Source organism: Brucella pseudogrignonensis (genome assembly GCF_032190615.1).
Taxonomy (GTDB): Bacteria; Pseudomonadota; Alphaproteobacteria; order Rhizobiales; family Rhizobiaceae; genus Brucella; species Brucella pseudogrignonensis_B.
In genome coordinates this window covers 184,991-201,411 of sequence record NZ_JAVLAT010000001.1, presented here as the reverse complement: position 1 = coordinate 201,411, position 16,421 = coordinate 184,991, and the positions used below count along the sequence as shown (strand labels likewise).

The window sequence follows — 16,421 nt, the reverse complement described above, 5'->3', positions numbered from 1 at the left end:
TATGCCCCAGTTTACGAATGTCAGACGCGTTCATCACAGGGCAGACCAGATGTTTGCCCTGGTGTCGGACGTGGAAAAATATCCGCAATTTTTGCCAATGTGCGAAGCACTCTCCATTCGTTCTGCCAAGGAACGGGACGGAAAGACATTGCTAATCGCGGATATGACAGTTGGCTATAAGCTGATCCGCGAGACATTTACGAGCCAGGTGCTTTTGAAGCCGGAAGAAAATGTCATCGACGTGAAATATGTCGATGGCCCGTTCCGCTATCTCGACAATCGCTGGACTTTCAAGCCGGTTGGGGATGGTTCGGAATGCGATGTTGAGTTCTTTATCGATTATGAATTCAAAAGCCGCACGCTTGGCCTGCTAATGGGATCGATGTTCGATCTGGCTTTTCGCAAATTCTCGGAAGCCTTTGAGAAACGCGCCGATCAGATATACGGTTAAGAATTAAGCGCCTCGAGTACCAGAGCCAGCGCAGAAATCACTGTTTCTTGACGAATGTCTTCGCGTGACTTTTCACCAAAGCGGCATTCTTTGTGCTTCGTGGCAAAACCTTTGCGCGCACTGGCGATGTGCACAAGGCCGACCGGCTTTTCTACTGATCCGCCACCGGGTCCCGCAATACCTGTCACGGCAATGCTGATGCCTGCACGTGAGTTGGCAAGTGCACCTTCTGCCATGGCTATCGCCACTTCTTTTGAAACCGCACCCACTTGGTTTATCAATTCCATCGGAACACGGATCATCTCATTTTTGGCTTCATTGGAATAGGTGACAAAGCCTCGGTCCACTACATCGGAAGAACCGGCAATATCTGTGAGTGCTGCCGCGATCAGCCCACCTGTGCAGGATTCTGCCGTCACAATCATGATGCTGTGTTTGCGACATGCATTCAGGACGTTGATGGCTTGAGCTTCGGCAATGAGTGTCATTCAGGAACCTCGCCGGGATAGATCACGGTTGCCGTTACAATAGCAGCAATACCTTCGCCACGGCCAACAAACCCCATCTTTTCATTGGTGGTGGCTTTGACGGAAACGCGGTTTTGCGAAATGCCAAGCATATTGGCCATGGTTTCCGTCATTACAGGGCGGTGCGGACCAATCTTTGGCTCTTCAGCTATGATAGTTACGTCCACGTTGGCGATGCGGCCACCGGCTTCGCGCACTATCTTGACCGCATGTTCAACGAAGATATGTGATGCTGCACCCTTCCACTGCGGATCGGATGGCGGGAAATGCGTGCCAATATCGCCTGCGCCGCGCGTGGCAAGCAAAGCATCGGTCAGTGCGTGGAGGGCCACGTCAGCATCTGAATGACCGTTAAGCTTCTTATTATGCGGAATGGCGACGCCGCAAAGCGTGACGTGATCACCCGGCTCGAAACTGTGAACGTCATAGCCATTGCCAGTCCGAATATCTGGAAAAGAAGTCATGCCATGCCTCAAGCGTTTGTCGGCCATTTCGATATCTTTGGCCCATGTCAGTTTGGTGTTATCTGCTGAACCTTCGATGATTTGCACTGCAAGTCCATAGGCTTCTGCAATCGACGCATCATCGGTGAAATCCGAACGTCCGCTGAGATATGCCTTTTCGTGCGCATCGAGGATTTGTGCGAAAGGAAAAGCCTGCGGTGTTTGCGCTGCAAAAAGACCAGCGCGCGGAACCGTCATTTTGACTGTACCGTCACTGGCTGATTGTTTCAGCGTGTCGGACACAGCAAGCGCAGGCAGTACGCCTTCCTGCGGTGTCAGATTGTCGAATATACGCGCTAGCAAATCCTGCTCAATGAATGGACGCACTCCATCATGGATAAGCACATAGTCAGGAGCGTTTTCGTTGAGCGCCAGCAATCCAAGCCGTGTGGACTCTTGCCGTGTCGGACCGCCGGTGACGACGCGCACATTGTCGTAGCGTTCCATGATGGCTTTCTCATAAAGCACTGTATCATCGGCATGGATGACCACGATGATCTCGACAACTTCAGGACACTGCGCAAAGGCCCTCAGCGTGCGTGAAAGCACGGCTTCGCCGCCGATTCGCCGATATTGCTTCGGACCTTCGATGCTTTGTCCTGCACGTTCGCCACGTCCTGCGGCTACGATGACTGCTGCTGCCCGGAAAATGTTGGTCGCCTTCGCCAAAAGATTCATCTAGTTACATGCGGAATAATGCCTTGCGCAAATAATTGCCAGACGGCAATCGATTTATCATCGCAGCTAGGTGCTTTTCCTTGCTTTCACAGCATTGAATGATTAAAGTGTGTGCTAATTGCATCATGCACATCAAATGAGCATCTTTTGGTCACCAATCTTGAGCAGCCTTTAAACATACGCAACGTGGTCGTTCCAAACCGCGTCTTTCTTGCTCCTATGTCGGGTGTTTCCGACCTTCCGTTTCGCAGGCGCGCCGCCGCGGCCGGTGCGGGCATGGTTGTTTCTGAAATGGTGGCAAGTGCCGAGCTTTGTAATCGCCATAAGGAAAGCATGTTGCGCTTATCCGGCGAAGGGCTTGGCACGCATGTTGTGCAGCTTGCAGGCCGCGAAGCGCACTGGATGGGTGAAGCAGCCATCATCGCCGAGGGTGAAGGCGCGGATATTATCGATATCAATATGGGCTGCCCTGCCAAGAAAGTGACGGGCGGCTATTCGGGTTCCGCGCTGATGCGGGATCTTGATCATGCCATGACGTTGGTTGAAGCAACCGTTAATGCCGTGAAAGTGCCCGTTACGCTGAAAATGCGTCTTGGCTGGGATGAAAACAGCATTAACGCGCCGGAGCTTGCTAAACGCGCCGAAGATGCAGGCATTGCTATGGTGACAGTTCATGGACGCACACGCTGCCAGTTTTATGAAGGCACAGCCGACTGGGACGCCATTCATGCGGTGCGTGATGTTGTGAAAATTCCATTGGTTGCCAATGGCGATGTGTTATCACGCGACGATGCAGAAGAATTGTTGCGTCGCTCTGGTGCTGATGCCGTGATGGTTGGTCGTGCTTCCTATGGTCAGCCGTGGCTTGCAGGGCTGATCGCAGGCAGTGATTTCGCACCGCGTTCCGCTAATGGAATTCTTTCTTATATTATAACACATTACGAAGATATGCTCGAGCACTATGGCAACAAGACAGGTATCCGCCACTCGAGAAAGCATCTAGGCTGGTATCTGGATCGTCATGCGCGTGAAGCATTCTCGCAGGCAGATAAGGCTGAAATCATGACGCTCACTGATCCCGAAGCGGTTATCGCGGCGCTGACCCGCGTTTTTCTGCATGACGCTGACAGAAAGGTCGCATGATGGGCGTTAGAGGTGAAGCGAACGGCATTCCAGCAATCATACTGGATGCGATCAATCAGCCTGTGATTATGGTGAGTGCCGATAATCACATCGTTTATGCGAATATGGACGCCGAGCAGTTTTTTCGCTCTGGCTCGTCTATTCTGGCGCGTAATCGTCTTGAATCGTTTCTGCCTTTTGGCAGTCCATTGCTGGCTTTGGTCGATCAGGTTCGCACGGCTCAGGTGCCGGTTAATGAATATCGCGTTGATATTTCATCACCGAAACTTGGTGCTGAGCGCATTGTCGATCTCTATGTAGCACCTGTAATTGAAACGCCGGGCGCCGTGGTTATTCTGTTTAAAGAAAAGACCATGGCGGAGAAGATCGACCGCCAGATGACCCATCGTGGCGCTGCGCGTTCGGTGACGGGACTTGCCTCAATGCTTGCGCATGAAATCAAGAATCCGCTTTCCGGTATTCGCGGTGCTGCCCAATTGCTTGAACAGGTGGTTGGCGATGAAGACCGCGCATTGGCACGGTTGATTACCGATGAAACCGACCGCATCGTAAAGCTCGTTGATCGCATGGAAGTGTTTTCCGATGAGCGCCCGATAGAGCGCACAGCAGTCAATATTTATTCGGTACTTGATCATGTGAAGACATTGGCGCGCAACGGTTTTGCGCGGAATATTCGCTTTGTCGAGGAATACGATCCATCATTGCCGCCGGTTTATGCCAATCGCGATCAGCTTGTTCAGGTCTTCCTTAATCTGGTGAAGAATGCCGCCGAAGCCATCGGCGACCGTGAAGGTGCTGAGATAACGCTCTCAACCGCTTATCGTCCGGGTATCCGCCTACAGGTTCCAGGTGCAAGCGACCGCGTCGCTCTTCCGCTTGAATTCTGCGTGCATGATAATGGTCCTGGCGTTCCGGAGGATATGCTGCCGCATTTGTTCGATCCGTTTGTCACGACGAAAACCAATGGGTCTGGTCTCGGACTGGCGCTGGTTGCCAAGATTATTGGTGATCATGGCGGCGTAATCGAGTGCGACAGCCACCCATCGCGCACCACATTCCGCATTTTGATGCCGCAGTGGAAGAGTTCAGCTGAAAATATGTCTGCAAAGACAGGAGATAACGCATGATTGCCGGACGTCCGACAGGTACGATTCTCGTTGCCGATGATGATGCTGCAATTCGCACGGTGCTTAATCAGGCATTGTCGCGTGCAGGTTATGATGTGCGGGTGACATCCAATGGTGCATCTCTTTGGCGTTGGATCGCTGCTGGCGATGGTGATCTTGTGATTACCGACGTGAATATGCCGGACGAGAATGCATTTGATCTGCTGCCACGCATCAAGAAAATGCGTCCTGATCTGCCAATTGTGGTGATGAGCGCGCAGAATACATTCATGACCGCTATCCGCGCTTCGGAAGCCGGTGCTTATGAATATTTGCCAAAGCCGTTCGATCTGACAGAGCTCATCAATATTGTTGGGCGTGCGCTTTCAGAGCCCAAGCATAAACCAGCTGCCGTGTTGCAGGATGAGCAGGCGGAAAATATGCCGCTCGTTGGCCGTTCGCCAGCCATGCAGGAAATCTATCGCGTTTTAGCCCGTATGATGCAGACCGATCTGACCATGATGGTTACAGGTGAGTCGGGGACAGGCAAGGAACTGGTCGCGCGCGCGCTGCATGAATATGGGCGCCGTCGCAAAGGACCTTTTGTTGCTATTAATATGGCGGCTATTCCGCGTGACCTCATCGAATCTGAATTGTTTGGCCACGAAAAGGGTGCCTTTACCGGCGCACAGAACCGTTCAAGTGGGCGTTTTGAGCAGGCCAATGGTGGCACGCTTTTTCTGGATGAAATCGGTGATATGCCGATGGAAGCACAGACACGCTTGCTGCGCGTGTTACAGCAGGGCGAATATATGACCGTTGGTGGTCGTACACCGATCAAGACAGATGTTCGTATTGTGGCTGCAACCAATAAGGATTTGCGCCAGCTCATCGCGCAGGGCCTGTTCCGCGAAGACCTGTATTATCGTCTGAATGTTGTTCCTCTACGACTGCCGCCGCTTCGCGAACGCAGTGAAGACGTACCGGATCTGGTTCGTCACTTCTTCAAGCGCGCAGCGGAAGAGGGGCTGCCTGAAAAACGCATCACGGCCACGGGCTTTGATATGATGCGCCGTTATCCGTGGCCGGGCAATGTGCGTGAGCTCGAAAACCTTGTGCGCAGGCTTTCCGCACTTTACCCGCAAGACGAGATTTCGCCTGAGATCATCGAAGCTGAGCTGAAATCAGAACTATCGAAGCCTGATGCACCTGTGGTTGTGACGGGCGATCTGGAGAATATCACCATTTCGCAGGTGGTGGAGCAGAATATGCAGCGTTATTTCGGCTCGTTCGGCTCTGATCTTCCGCCGCCCGGTCTTTATCATCGCGTTCTGGCAGAACTGGAATATCCGCTCATCCTTGCATGTTTGACGGCTACGCGCGGCAATCAAATCAAGGCTGCAGAAATTCTGGGCCTTAACCGGAATACGCTGCGTAAGAAGATTAGAGAGCTCGGTGTTAATATCTATCGGGGCGCCAAGCAGTAGAAAATGCGTAGAAAGCCGCTCACAGTTTCGCGAAACCCTATTTAAGCTGTAAACAATCGTTGCATTTTCGCCACAATGCGTTGCATAGATGCAACGCTATTGGGTAACATGGTTAACATGAATACAGCGAATCTGACGACTGATATGGATAAGGTAGGGCGACCATCGCACAGCGGTGAGGGGCGCAGGCTTCTTGCTTTGCCGGGTATTATTACCGTTGTTCTGGCGCTGATTACTGCATCACTGTCGTTTTGCATTCTGATTGGCATAACGCCGATCACGCCTGATCGGGCAGTGACTCTTGCGCTGGTCATTATCAATGTCGCGCTTATTGTTTTTCTGATCCTGCTCATTTGCCGCGAGATTTATCGCATTATATCGGCGCGAAGATCCGGAAAAGCGGCATCACGACTGCATGTGCGTATTGTTGCACTGTTTTCATTGATTGCTGCCGTGCCTGCGATTGTGGTGGCTATCGTCGCGTCAGTCACACTCAATCTCGGGCTAGATCGCTGGTTTGATACCAATACACGCGATATTGTGAGTTCTTCACAGAGTCTGACGACTGCCTACATTAAAGAGACAGCGCTAAATCTGCAAAGCACTTCATTTTCAATGCTTCAGGAACTGGATGCGCAGCGCACTGTTTACAGTCTCGATAGGGGGGGCTTTATTCGCTACATGACACTTCAGGCTGGCGGTCGCGGTTTGTTGGGCGCATTTCTAGTGCGTGAAAATGGCGATGTGGTTGTTAAAAGCGAAACGGGCGTTGAAGCGCGACTTCCTCCTCCAACCGAAGATGCCTTGAGAACAGCTGTTGATGGAAGGCCAGTTATTATTCCTCCGGGCAATAGTAATTTTGTTGGTGCTGTTATCAAGATGCGCGAGATACCGAACCTTTATCTTTACACGGTAAGGCAGGTTGATCCGCAGATATTGGAATCAATGCGCCTGATGGAGGCCAATACACAGCGCTATCAGGAGATGGATGCAAATCGCATACCAACACAGATTGCTTTTGCGCTGCTCTATTTCGGTCTGACGCTAATTGTTCTCCTGTCTGCCATATGGACAGGTATAGCAGTGGCTGACCGTCTCGTTCGCCCAATCCGGCTTTTGATCGGCGCGGCTGACGATGTTGCTGCCGGTAATCTCAATATTTCCGTGCCGGTACGCGCATCTGACGGCGACGTTGGCGCTTTGTCGGATACGTTCAACAATATGGTTGCTGAGTTGAATAGCCAACGCAACGAGCTTTTGTCTGCCAAAGATCAGATTGATGAACGCCGCCGCTTCTCGGAGGCGGTTCTTTCTGGCGTTAATGCGGGAGTTATCGGCATTGAGACGGATGGTTCAATAACGATTCTTAATCGCTCGGCTGAACATATGTTCGGTGTCAGTTCACATGATGCAATCGGCAAAAGCTTGAGCAATATTGCGCCTGAAATCGGACAGGCGTTTGAAGTTGCGCGTACAACGGATCGTGCGATGCATCGTGAACAAGTCAATATGACGCGAAATGGTGTTGCACGAACCTTTAATGTGCAGGTGACGGTCGAAGATTCGGAATCTGACGATCACTCCTATGTCGTGACCGTTGATGATATTACTGATCTGGTTCAGGCGCAGCGTTCTTCGGCGTGGGCCGATGTTGCGCGCCGTATTGCGCACGAGATCAAGAACCCGCTGACACCAATCCAGCTTTCTGCGGAACGCATTCGTCGTCGCTATGGCAAGGTAATTGTTGAAGATCGCGAGGTGTTCGATCAGTGTACCGATACGATTATTCGTCAGGTGGGTGATATTGGTCGTATGGTCGATGAGTTCTCAGCTTTTGCACGTATGCCAAAGCCGGAGATGAAGGCGATGGATATGCGTGAGGCGCTGCGCGAGGCCTCATTCCTCATTGAAGTCAGCCGACAGGATATAAAATTCACCAATGAATACGGCTCTGAAAAGCTGATTGGATCTTTTGACAGTCGTCTGCTCGGTCAGGCTTTTGGCAATATCATCAAAAATGCCAGCGAGGCGATTGATGCGGTGCCAAAGGAAGAGCGTGGTGAAGGACATATTCTTGTTCGCGCTCGCAAAGAGGACGGAAATCTGCTGGTCGAAGTGATTGATAACGGCAAAGGCTTGCCGGGCGATGATCGTCAAAAGCTCCTGGAGCCCTATATGACGACGCGCGAAAAGGGTACTGGCCTTGGTCTCGCAATCGTTCGCAAAATTGTCGAAGACCATGGCGGACAGTTGGAATTGCATGATGCGCCAGCCGATTTCTACGGTGGACGTGGCGCAATGATACGTATGATCTTTCCTGAGGTTTCCACCGGCTCTGCTGGTGCGGAAGAAGGAAATCCCGGAAACGAGATAGTTGGACAGGTGAACTGATATGGCAGCCGATATTCTTGTTGTTGATGACGAAGTGGATATTCGGGAACTTGTTGCAGGTATCCTGAGCGACGAAGGGTATGAGACGCGCACGGCCTTTGATGCTGACAGCGCGCTCGCCGCGATCGATGATCGTGTGCCGCGGCTTGTCTTTCTTGATATCTGGTTGCAGGGCAGCCGGCTTGATGGTCTTGCACTGCTTGATGAAATCAAGAAGCAGCACCCTGATCTGCCAGTGGTGATGATCTCTGGACACGGCAATGTCGAAACAGCGGTGTCTGCAATCCGGCGCGGTGCCTATGATTTTATCGAAAAGCCATTTAAGGCGGATCGTCTCATTCTGGTTGCCGAACGTGCGCTGGAAACATCCAAGCTCAAGCGTGAAGTTTCCAATCTGCGCAAGCGCGGTGGCAACAGCATGGAACTGATTGGCGCTTCGCTTGCGATCAACCAGCTGCGTCAGACGATTGAGCGCGTTGCGCCAACCAATAGCCGTATTATGATTACCGGCCCTTCGGGCGCAGGAAAGGAACTGGCAGCGCGTGCTATCCATGCGCAGTCAGGCCGGGCCAATGGTCCGTTCGTGACGGTCAACGCCGCAACGATTACGCCAGAGCGTATGGAGATCGAACTTTTCGGCACGGAAATGGATGGCGGCGAGCGTAAGGTTGGTGCGCTGGAAGAAGCGCATGGTGGCATCCTTTATCTTGATGAAATAGCCGATATGCCGCGTGAGACGCAGAACAAGATTTTGCGTGTGCTGGTTGATCAGCAGTTTGAGCGTGTGGGTGGAACCAAGCGTGTGAAGGTTGATGTCCGTATTATTTCATCGACTGCACAGAACCTTGAAGGCATGATTGCCGAAGGTACGTTCCGAGAGGATCTTTTCCATCGCCTGTCTGTTGTGCCTGTGCATGTGCCGGCGCTTGCCTCGCGTCGTGAGGATATTCCATCTCTCGTTGAGTATTTCATGACGCAGATTGCCGAGCAGGCGGGTATCAAGCCGCGTAAAATCGGCTCTGATGCAATGGCAGTGTTGCAGTCACATAGCTGGCCGGGAAATATCCGCCAGCTGCGAAACAATGTGGAACGCCTGATGATTCTGGCACGCGGCGATGACCCGGACGCGCCGGTGACAGCCGATCTTCTGCCAGCAGAAATTGGCGACACGCTGCCACGTGCGCCGACCGAATCCGATCAGCACATCATGGCGCTTCCTTTGCGTGAAGCACGTGAGCGATTTGAAAAAGAATATCTCATTGCACAGATCAATCGGTTTGGCGGCAATATCTCGCGGACAGCGGAGTTTGTTGGGATGGAACGTTCGGCATTGCATCGCAAGCTAAAGTCGCTTGGCGTTTAATATTCAAGTGGGCGGGATGATATGCGTGTAATTGTATGCGGAGCGGGGCAAGTCGGCTACGGCATTGCCGAGCGGCTTGCTGCCGAACAAAATGACGTCTCCGTCATTGATACATCTGCGCGCCATATCGAAATCGTGCGCGATACTTTGGATGTGCGCGGGTTCGTTGGTCATGGTTCACAGCCGGATGTTCTGGCCGCTGCTGGCGCTAACGAAGCCGACATGATTATCGCGGTGACGCTGTCTGACGAAGTCAATATGGTGGCTTGTCAGGTTGCTCATTCGGTTTTCAACGTACCGACGAAGATCGCACGTATTCGTGCGCAATCTTATTTGAAAGCGGAATATCAGGACTTGTTCCTGCGCGAAAATCTGCCGATTGACGTGATTATTTCACCCGAGCTTGAGGTGGGTGAAGTGGTTTTGCGGCGTATTGCCTTGCAGGGCGCCACCGATGTTTTGCGGTTTGCGGATGACAAGGTCATCGGGCTTGCCATTGAGTGTCTGGAAGAGTGCCCGGTTATCAATACACCACTCAAACAGCTCTCCGACCTGTTCCCTGATCTTGCGGCAACGGTCGTGGGCGTTGTACGCAAGGGAAGTCTATTTATTCCGCGCTCGACCGATCAGCTCAATGCCGGTGATCTCGCTTATGTTGTGACGACGCGTGAACAGGTTCGCAGAACGCTGTCATTGTTTGGGCACGAAAAGCCTGAGGCGCATCGCATTGTTATCGCGGGGGGTGGCAATATTGGCCTATATGTTGCGAAAGCCATTGAAGAACGCAAATGGCAGACGCGTATAAAGATGATCGAAAGTGAGCATGAGCGCGCTTTCATGATCGCTGACCAGCTGAAACGCACCATGGTTTTGCATGGCAGCGCTTTGGATCAGGCGCTTTTACAGGAAGCGGATATTGAGGGTGCTGATCTTTTTGTCGCTCTGACAAATCAGGATCAGGTGAATATTCTTTCTAGCATCATGGCCAAGAGGCTTGGATGCAAGGCGAATATGGCGCTAATCAATACGACTGGCTATCAGGATTTTACCCACATGGTGGGGATCGATGCTTATATTGATCCGAAGGCTGTAACTGTCTCGAAAATATTGCAGCATGTTCGACGCGGTCGTATCCGCGCAGTCTATAGTGTCTATCGGGACATGGCGGAAATCATTGAGGCGGAAGCGCTTGAGACGTCATCGCTGGTCGGCGCTCCATTGCGTGATCTCGATTTGCCGGAAGGCTTGCGCATTGGCGCGATTTACCGAGCAGGGCAGGTCATTCAGCCAAATGGTGACGTCCGTATAAAGCCGAAAGATCGTGTTGTAATATTCGCAACTGCAGATGCTATTAAGCACGTGGAACAGATGTTCCGCGTGAGCCTCGAATTTTTCTGAGCTTTTGAAAAATGCCAACCTCTATTCTCCGGTATCTCTGATGGATATCTGCACTTTCTGGTATGGGCCGCGGCTGCGCGATGTTGATCGAATCTGTCTGGCATCAATGGTGATGACAGGCCAGCGTGTGAAGCTTTTTTCATATGCGCCAATCGAGAATGTCCCTGAGGGCGTCGAAATTCACGATGCCAGTACTATCCTGCCTGAGCAGGTATTTAAGCGGCTGGATCCCCATTATCCAAATTTACGCAGCCGAACGACAATCGTTCAGTTCAGTGATATTTTCCGTATCATGCTGATGAAGCATAAGCAGGGTGTATGGCTTGATACGGATGTTTATTTGCTAAAGCAATTTCATCCCGATCCCACGAAGCCATACTTGGCGCGAGAGAATCATTTTCGTGTCGGGGTGTCGGCTCTTTATCTGCCGCATGACCACCCGATCATTCGCGAATTTGAGGATTATGTCGCTTCTAGAGATCCGCTGCCGCGCTGGCTGGGAGTGCGTCGCGGCAAACTGCGGCCATTATACTATCGTCTTACGGGTAAAGAAGTTACGCCTGCTGCTATCGGGATTACAATTTTCGGAAATGACGGCATATCGCGGCTTGCACGCAAGTATGGCATCTTTAAGAATGCGGCCCCGCAGGAGAATTTCTACTACTGGGTAGGGAAAGAGGCGACGCGGATTTATGATCCGTTCTATGGCTTAGAGCCGACCAAACACCCTGATTTTATTGGTTTTCATATCCATAAGAAACATAAAGAAGTTGTTTCTATGCAGCCTGGAAGTTTCTATATGTGGGCGATTGATCGGGTTAGACCAATGCTTGGTGAACCACTTTCGAATGACATCAAATAAGGTTGGTGTATTTATACCTGCAAAGATTTGCATGTCGGGTTTTGAATTTGTTGGTTGCGGAAAGATTCCCATCCTGTTAACCGAAGATTAAGAGCGAAGCAGTTGTCTTTCCACAGCAATTGCTTTTAGCGACTGGTTTTGCGCAACCCGGGAGCTTGATTTATGTGTTTGCGCGTGTTCGTCTGGCATAAGCGAACAAACTGCTGATCGATTAAAGGAATAAAAACAATGGCTGAACGATCGCAAAATCTTCAAGACCTTTTTCTCAATTCTGTACGCAAGCAGAAAATTTCACTGACCATTTTCCTTATCAATGGTGTGAAACTCACAGGTATTGTTACGTCATTTGACAATTTCTGTGTTTTGCTGCGTCGCGATGGTCATTCGCAGCTTGTTTACAAGCATGCAATTTCGACCATCATGCCGAGCCAGCCGGTACAGATGTTTGAGGGTGAGGAAGTCTGACGCTTCTCAGTTTATAACTGACCAGTTTTATGCTGGAGCGTGGTGATCTCTTGAATTGTCACTCTGCTCCAGCTTTTTCGATTTTGATCCCGCATGGCGGGTTTATGGATCATGATTTGATTGGCCGGGGCGTCTTCTATTTGAAACCGCTTATGCGATGACCTATCTGCTAAAGCAGTTGGGGCCGTATCCCGGAGTAAGTTTATTTGTCGAAATTCAAAGACGTGAATGTTTCGCCTGCCGATGAAAAGAAGGGGTTTGGCCTGTCTGAGCCAGAACCCACCAGAGCAGCGGTGATCGTTCCCATTCTGCCGGAACGTTATAATAACAGTACAGCAAGTGAAGAAGGCGAACGGACGCAGTTTCAGCGTTCCAATGAAGCACGGCTGGAAGAGGCAACTGGTCTTGCCCGCGCAATCAATCTTGACATTGCCCATGCTGAAAATGTGACTGTCAGCCAACCGCGACCCGCGACACTGTTGGGTACGGGTAAGATTGAGTCAATCGCTGAAATTTTGGAAGAAAAGTCAATCGGTCTCGTGATCGTCGATCACGCCTTGACGCCGGTGCAGCAACGTAATCTCGAAAAAGAATTGCACGTTAAGGTCATCGACCGTACTGGCCTTATTCTGGAAATCTTTGGCGAGAGAGCGCGTACCAAGGAAGGTGCGCTGCAAGTCGAGCTCGCACACCTGAATTATCAGAAGGGTCGTCTTGTTCGAAGCTGGACGCACTTGGAACGTCAGCGCGGTGGCGGTGGCTTCCTTGGTGGTCCGGGTGAAACACAGATTGAAGCAGATAGACGTATGCTTCAGGAAAAAATCCTGAAGATTAAACGCGAGCTGGAAACGGTTGTCCGTACTCGCACGTTGCATCGTCAAAAGCGCCGCAAAGTTCCACATCCTGTCATCGCATTGGTTGGCTATACCAATGCGGGTAAGTCGACATTGTTTAACCGCATGACGGGCGCCGATGTGCTGGCTGAAGACATGCTGTTCGCAACGCTTGATCCGACATTGCGCCGTATTCGCCTGCCGCATGGTGAAACAGTTATTCTTTCAGACACTGTGGGCTTCATTTCGAACCTTCCGCATCATCTCGTTGCAGCATTCCGCGCGACGCTTGAAGAAGTTGTCGAAGCTGACCTGATTTTGCATGTGCGCGACATTTCAGATCCGGATAATGCGGCACAAGCTGAAGACGTCGAAAGCATTCTGACGGGTCTTGATGTCGATCCCCATGATCATAAGCGCGTGATCCAGATTTGGAACAAGGTCGATAATTTGGACGAAGCTGGCCGTGAGGCCGCCCTGCGTCTCGCTGCGGCTGGCGGTGATGAAGGTCGGCCGATCCCGCTTTCTGCATGGACTGGTGAAGGCGTTGACAGGTTGCTGTCGCTGATTGAAAGCCGCATCGCTGGTGCGCTTGGCTCGGTGGATGTGGTGTTTCCTCCGTCAGAGCTTCGTATCCTTGATTGGATTTATCAACACGGCAGCGAAGTGAAGCGCGAAGACCTTGAGGACGGATCGGTTCGCGTTCAGGCTCGACTGACAGAAACAGCACGCAAAATGCTCGATGAGAAACGCGGCATTAAGCCTGTCGAGCAGGATTCCGATTGGGATTGATCGGCATCTTGCGGAACAGGGCTGCAAAGCCCTATGTATGGAACATCCATACGATTCATATTCGTTATAAATATGCAGAGGCCCATAATGAGAGATCCAATTGAAACCGTCATGAACCTCGTGCCGATGGTTGTCGAGCAGACCAACCGTGGCGAGCGGGCCTATGATATTTTTTCACGTTTGCTGAAAGAACGTATCATCTTCGTCAACGGTCCTGTCGAAGACGGCATGTCGATGCTGATCTGCGCGCAGTTGCTCTTCCTCGAGTCTGAGAACCCGAAGAAAGAGATCAACATGTACATAAATTCGCCCGGCGGCGTTGTTACGTCCGGCATGGCGATTTATGACACGATGCAGTTCATCAAGCCGCCAGTCTCGACACTTTGTATGGGGCAGGCTGCTTCGATGGGTTCGCTGCTGTTAACGGCCGGTGCAACTGGCCAGCGTTATGCGCTGCCAAATGCCCGCATCATGGTTCACCAGCCTTCGGGTGGTTTCCAGGGACAGGCATCCGATATTGAACGTCATGCGCAGGACATCATCAAGATGAAGCGCCGCCTGAATGAGATTTACGTCAAGCATACAGGTCGCGATTACGAGACTATTGAACGTACGCTTGATCGTGATCACTTCATGACAGCGCAGGAAGCTCTTGAGTTCGGTTTGATCGATAAGGTCATCGAATCGCGTGAAGTGGCTGTTGAAGAAACTAAGTAATCCGGGGAGGTAGTTCGTCTGCCTCTTCATATTTTAGCATCTTTTGCCACAAAAGCGGCTTATTTCGTGGTCCTACGTAAAGGTTAACGCATCGCGTTAAGCATCTGTTGGGGTTCACGGCGTTAAAATAGTTCAGATTATGCCGAATCTCGCTGGGGAACATGATTTTTCAATTGTTCCCCGCTTTAGGTTCTGCAAAAGTCGCCACTTAAGGCTTATTCGGTCGGAAAGCCTTTGGTACGCGAGATCCAAAATGACTGGCAGTGCGTAAAAACTGCCGATGGAGCCGGGAAGAAGTGTTGTTTTGCTTCTTCAAAGGGTCCGAACCGGAAGAAACGATCGAGATGGACACAGACGGCTGCTGTTCATTTCGGTTTATTGAAAGGAAACTGCAATGAGCAAAGTCAGCAACAGCGGCGGCGATTCAAAGAATACGCTTTATTGCTCGTTCTGTGGCAAAAGCCAGCATGAAGTACGTAAGCTGATTGCAGGCCCGACCGTATTTATCTGCGACGAGTGCGTCGAACTTTGCATGGACATCATTCGCGAGGAAAACAAAACCTCGATGGTGAAGTCGCGCGAAGGTGTGCCTACGCCGCAGGAAATCAAAGACGTACTCGATGACTATGTCATCGGTCAGAAAGACGCCAAGCGCGTTCTCTCGGTTGCGGTACACAATCACTATAAGCGTCTTGCTCATCAGTCGAAGAGCAACGACATCGAACTTGCGAAGTCAAACATTTTGCTGGTTGGCCCAACCGGTTGCGGCAAGACCTATCTTGCCCAGACACTCGCACGCATCATCGATGTTCCGTTCACCATGGCTGATGCTACGACACTCACTGAAGCTGGTTATGTCGGCGAAGACGTTGAAAACATCATTTTGAAGCTGCTCCAGTCGGCCGATTACAACGTTGAACGTGCGCAGCGCGGCATCGTCTATATCGACGAAGTGGATAAGATCAGCCGCAAGTCGGACAATCCTTCGATCACCCGTGACGTCTCGGGTGAAGGCGTTCAGCAAGCCCTCCTTAAGATCATGGAAGGCACTGTTGCGTCCGTGCCGCCGCAGGGTGGCCGTAAGCATCCGCAGCAGGAATTTCTGCAGGTCGACACAACGAACATTCTGTTTATTTGTGGCGGTGCCTTTGCCGGTCTCGACAAGATCATTTCGGCACGTGGTGAAAAGACATCAATTGGTTTCGGTGCAAACGTGAAGTCAGTTGATGAACGTCGTATCGGTGATGTTTTCAAGGAGCTGGAACCAGAAGATTTGCTGAAGTTCGGTCTTATTCCGGAATTTGTTGGTCGTCTGCCTGTGATCGCCACTCTGGAAGATCTGGACGTTGACGCGCTTGTGCAGATTCTGACCGAGCCAAAGAATGCGCTCGTGAAGCAGTATCAGCGTTTGTTCGACATGGAAAATGTTGAACTGAGCTTCCATGACGACGCGCTGCGCGCGATTGCGAACAAGGCAGTTGAACGCAAAACGGGTGCGCGTGGTTTGCGCTCGATCATGGAAAAGATCCTGCTGGATACAATGTTCGAGCTGCCAACGCTTGAAGGTGTTCAGGAAGTGGCTATTTCCGGTGATGTTGTAGATGGTAGCGCCCGTCCTCTTTATATCTACGCCGATCGTCAGGACGAAAAAGGCAATGCATCAGCTTAATGGCTGTCGAAGAAAAAGAGATAAGGCCGCGAAAGC

Annotated in this window: 14 protein-coding genes; 12 read left to right on the top strand and 2 right to left on the bottom strand. The window is 51.3% G+C overall.

The annotated features are described in order from the left end of the window. Nucleotide 1 precedes the first annotated feature (1 nt). Nucleotides 2-451, top strand: coding sequence for a type II toxin-antitoxin system RatA family toxin (locus RI570_RS00975; RefSeq protein ID WP_313826554.1), 450 nt, complete (start codon nt 2-4; stop codon nt 449-451). Here RI570_RS00975 and RI570_RS00970 read toward each other — a convergent pair. Next, nucleotides 448-939 carry a CinA family protein gene (locus tag RI570_RS00970; protein ID WP_313826553.1) on the bottom strand — a complete coding sequence of 164 codons (492 nt, stop codon included), beginning with the start codon at nt 937-939 and terminating at the stop codon, nt 448-450. The genes RI570_RS00975 and RI570_RS00970 overlap by 4 nt on opposite strands. Further along, the gene (locus RI570_RS00965) at nt 936-2,159 is read right to left on the bottom strand and encodes a bifunctional 2-C-methyl-D-erythritol 4-phosphate cytidylyltransferase/2-C-methyl-D-erythritol 2,4-cyclodiphosphate synthase (RefSeq protein ID WP_313826552.1); all 1,224 of its coding nucleotides are present in this window, start codon (nt 2,157-2,159) and stop codon (nt 936-938) included. Before RI570_RS00965 ends, RI570_RS00970 begins: the two co-directional genes overlap by 4 nt. Nucleotides 2,160-2,306: 147 nt before the next feature. Here RI570_RS00965 and dusB point away from each other — a divergent pair, with 147 nt between their 5' ends. The 11 genes from dusB (at nt 2,307) to clpX (ending at nt 16,385) form a co-directional block, all read left to right on the top strand. Continuing rightward, nucleotides 2,307-3,302, top strand: coding sequence for a tRNA dihydrouridine synthase DusB (dusB, locus tag RI570_RS00960; protein WP_313826551.1), 996 nt, complete (start codon nt 2,307-2,309; stop codon nt 3,300-3,302). Beyond that, nucleotides 3,302-4,429: a nitrogen regulation protein NR(II) gene (locus tag RI570_RS00955; RefSeq protein WP_313828509.1), complete on the top strand. Its 1,128-nt coding sequence runs from the start codon at nt 3,302-3,304 to the stop codon at nt 4,427-4,429. Before dusB ends, RI570_RS00955 begins: the two co-directional genes overlap by 1 nt. Then, on the top strand, nt 4,426-5,895 hold the full coding sequence (gene ntrC / locus RI570_RS00950; RefSeq protein WP_313826550.1) for a nitrogen regulation protein NR(I): 1,470 nt from the start codon (nt 4,426-4,428) through the stop codon (nt 5,893-5,895). Before RI570_RS00955 ends, ntrC begins: the two co-directional genes overlap by 4 nt. A 75-nt stretch (nt 5,896-5,970) precedes the next feature. Next, nucleotides 5,971-8,286 carry an ATP-binding protein gene (locus RI570_RS00945; protein ID WP_409558605.1) on the top strand — a complete coding sequence of 772 codons (2,316 nt, stop codon included), beginning with the start codon at nt 5,971-5,973 and terminating at the stop codon, nt 8,284-8,286. Nucleotide 8,287: 1 nt separating this feature from the next. Further along, nucleotides 8,288-9,649 (top strand): sigma-54-dependent transcriptional regulator, encoded by a 1,362-nt coding sequence (locus RI570_RS00940; RefSeq protein WP_250039801.1) that lies wholly within the window; start codon nt 8,288-8,290, stop codon nt 9,647-9,649. Nucleotides 9,650-9,670: 21 nt separating this feature from the next. After that, nucleotides 9,671-11,047, top strand: coding sequence for a Trk system potassium transporter TrkA (gene trkA / locus RI570_RS00935; protein ID WP_313826549.1), 1,377 nt, complete (start codon nt 9,671-9,673; stop codon nt 11,045-11,047). A gap of 40 nt (nt 11,048-11,087) precedes the next feature. Then, nucleotides 11,088-11,909 carry a glycosyltransferase gene (locus tag RI570_RS00930; RefSeq protein ID WP_313826548.1) on the top strand — a complete coding sequence of 274 codons (822 nt, stop codon included), beginning with the start codon at nt 11,088-11,090 and terminating at the stop codon, nt 11,907-11,909. Nucleotides 11,910-12,137: 228 nt separating this feature from the next. Then, nucleotides 12,138-12,374: an RNA chaperone Hfq gene (hfq, locus tag RI570_RS00925; protein WP_007875113.1), complete on the top strand. Its 237-nt coding sequence runs from the start codon at nt 12,138-12,140 to the stop codon at nt 12,372-12,374. Nucleotides 12,375-12,580: 206 nt separating this feature from the next. Then, the gene (gene hflX, locus RI570_RS00920) at nt 12,581-13,999 is read left to right on the top strand and encodes a GTPase HflX (RefSeq protein WP_313826547.1); all 1,419 of its coding nucleotides are present in this window, start codon (nt 12,581-12,583) and stop codon (nt 13,997-13,999) included. A gap of 87 nt (nt 14,000-14,086) precedes the next feature. Next, a complete protein-coding gene (clpP, locus tag RI570_RS00915; protein WP_250039805.1) occupies nt 14,087-14,716 on the top strand; it encodes an ATP-dependent Clp endopeptidase proteolytic subunit ClpP in 630 nt (209 codons plus the stop codon). Nucleotides 14,717-15,110: 394 nt separating this feature from the next. Next, a complete protein-coding gene (gene clpX, locus RI570_RS00910; protein WP_313826546.1) occupies nt 15,111-16,385 on the top strand; it encodes an ATP-dependent Clp protease ATP-binding subunit ClpX in 1,275 nt (424 codons plus the stop codon). Nucleotides 16,386-16,421: the final 36 nt, after the last annotated feature.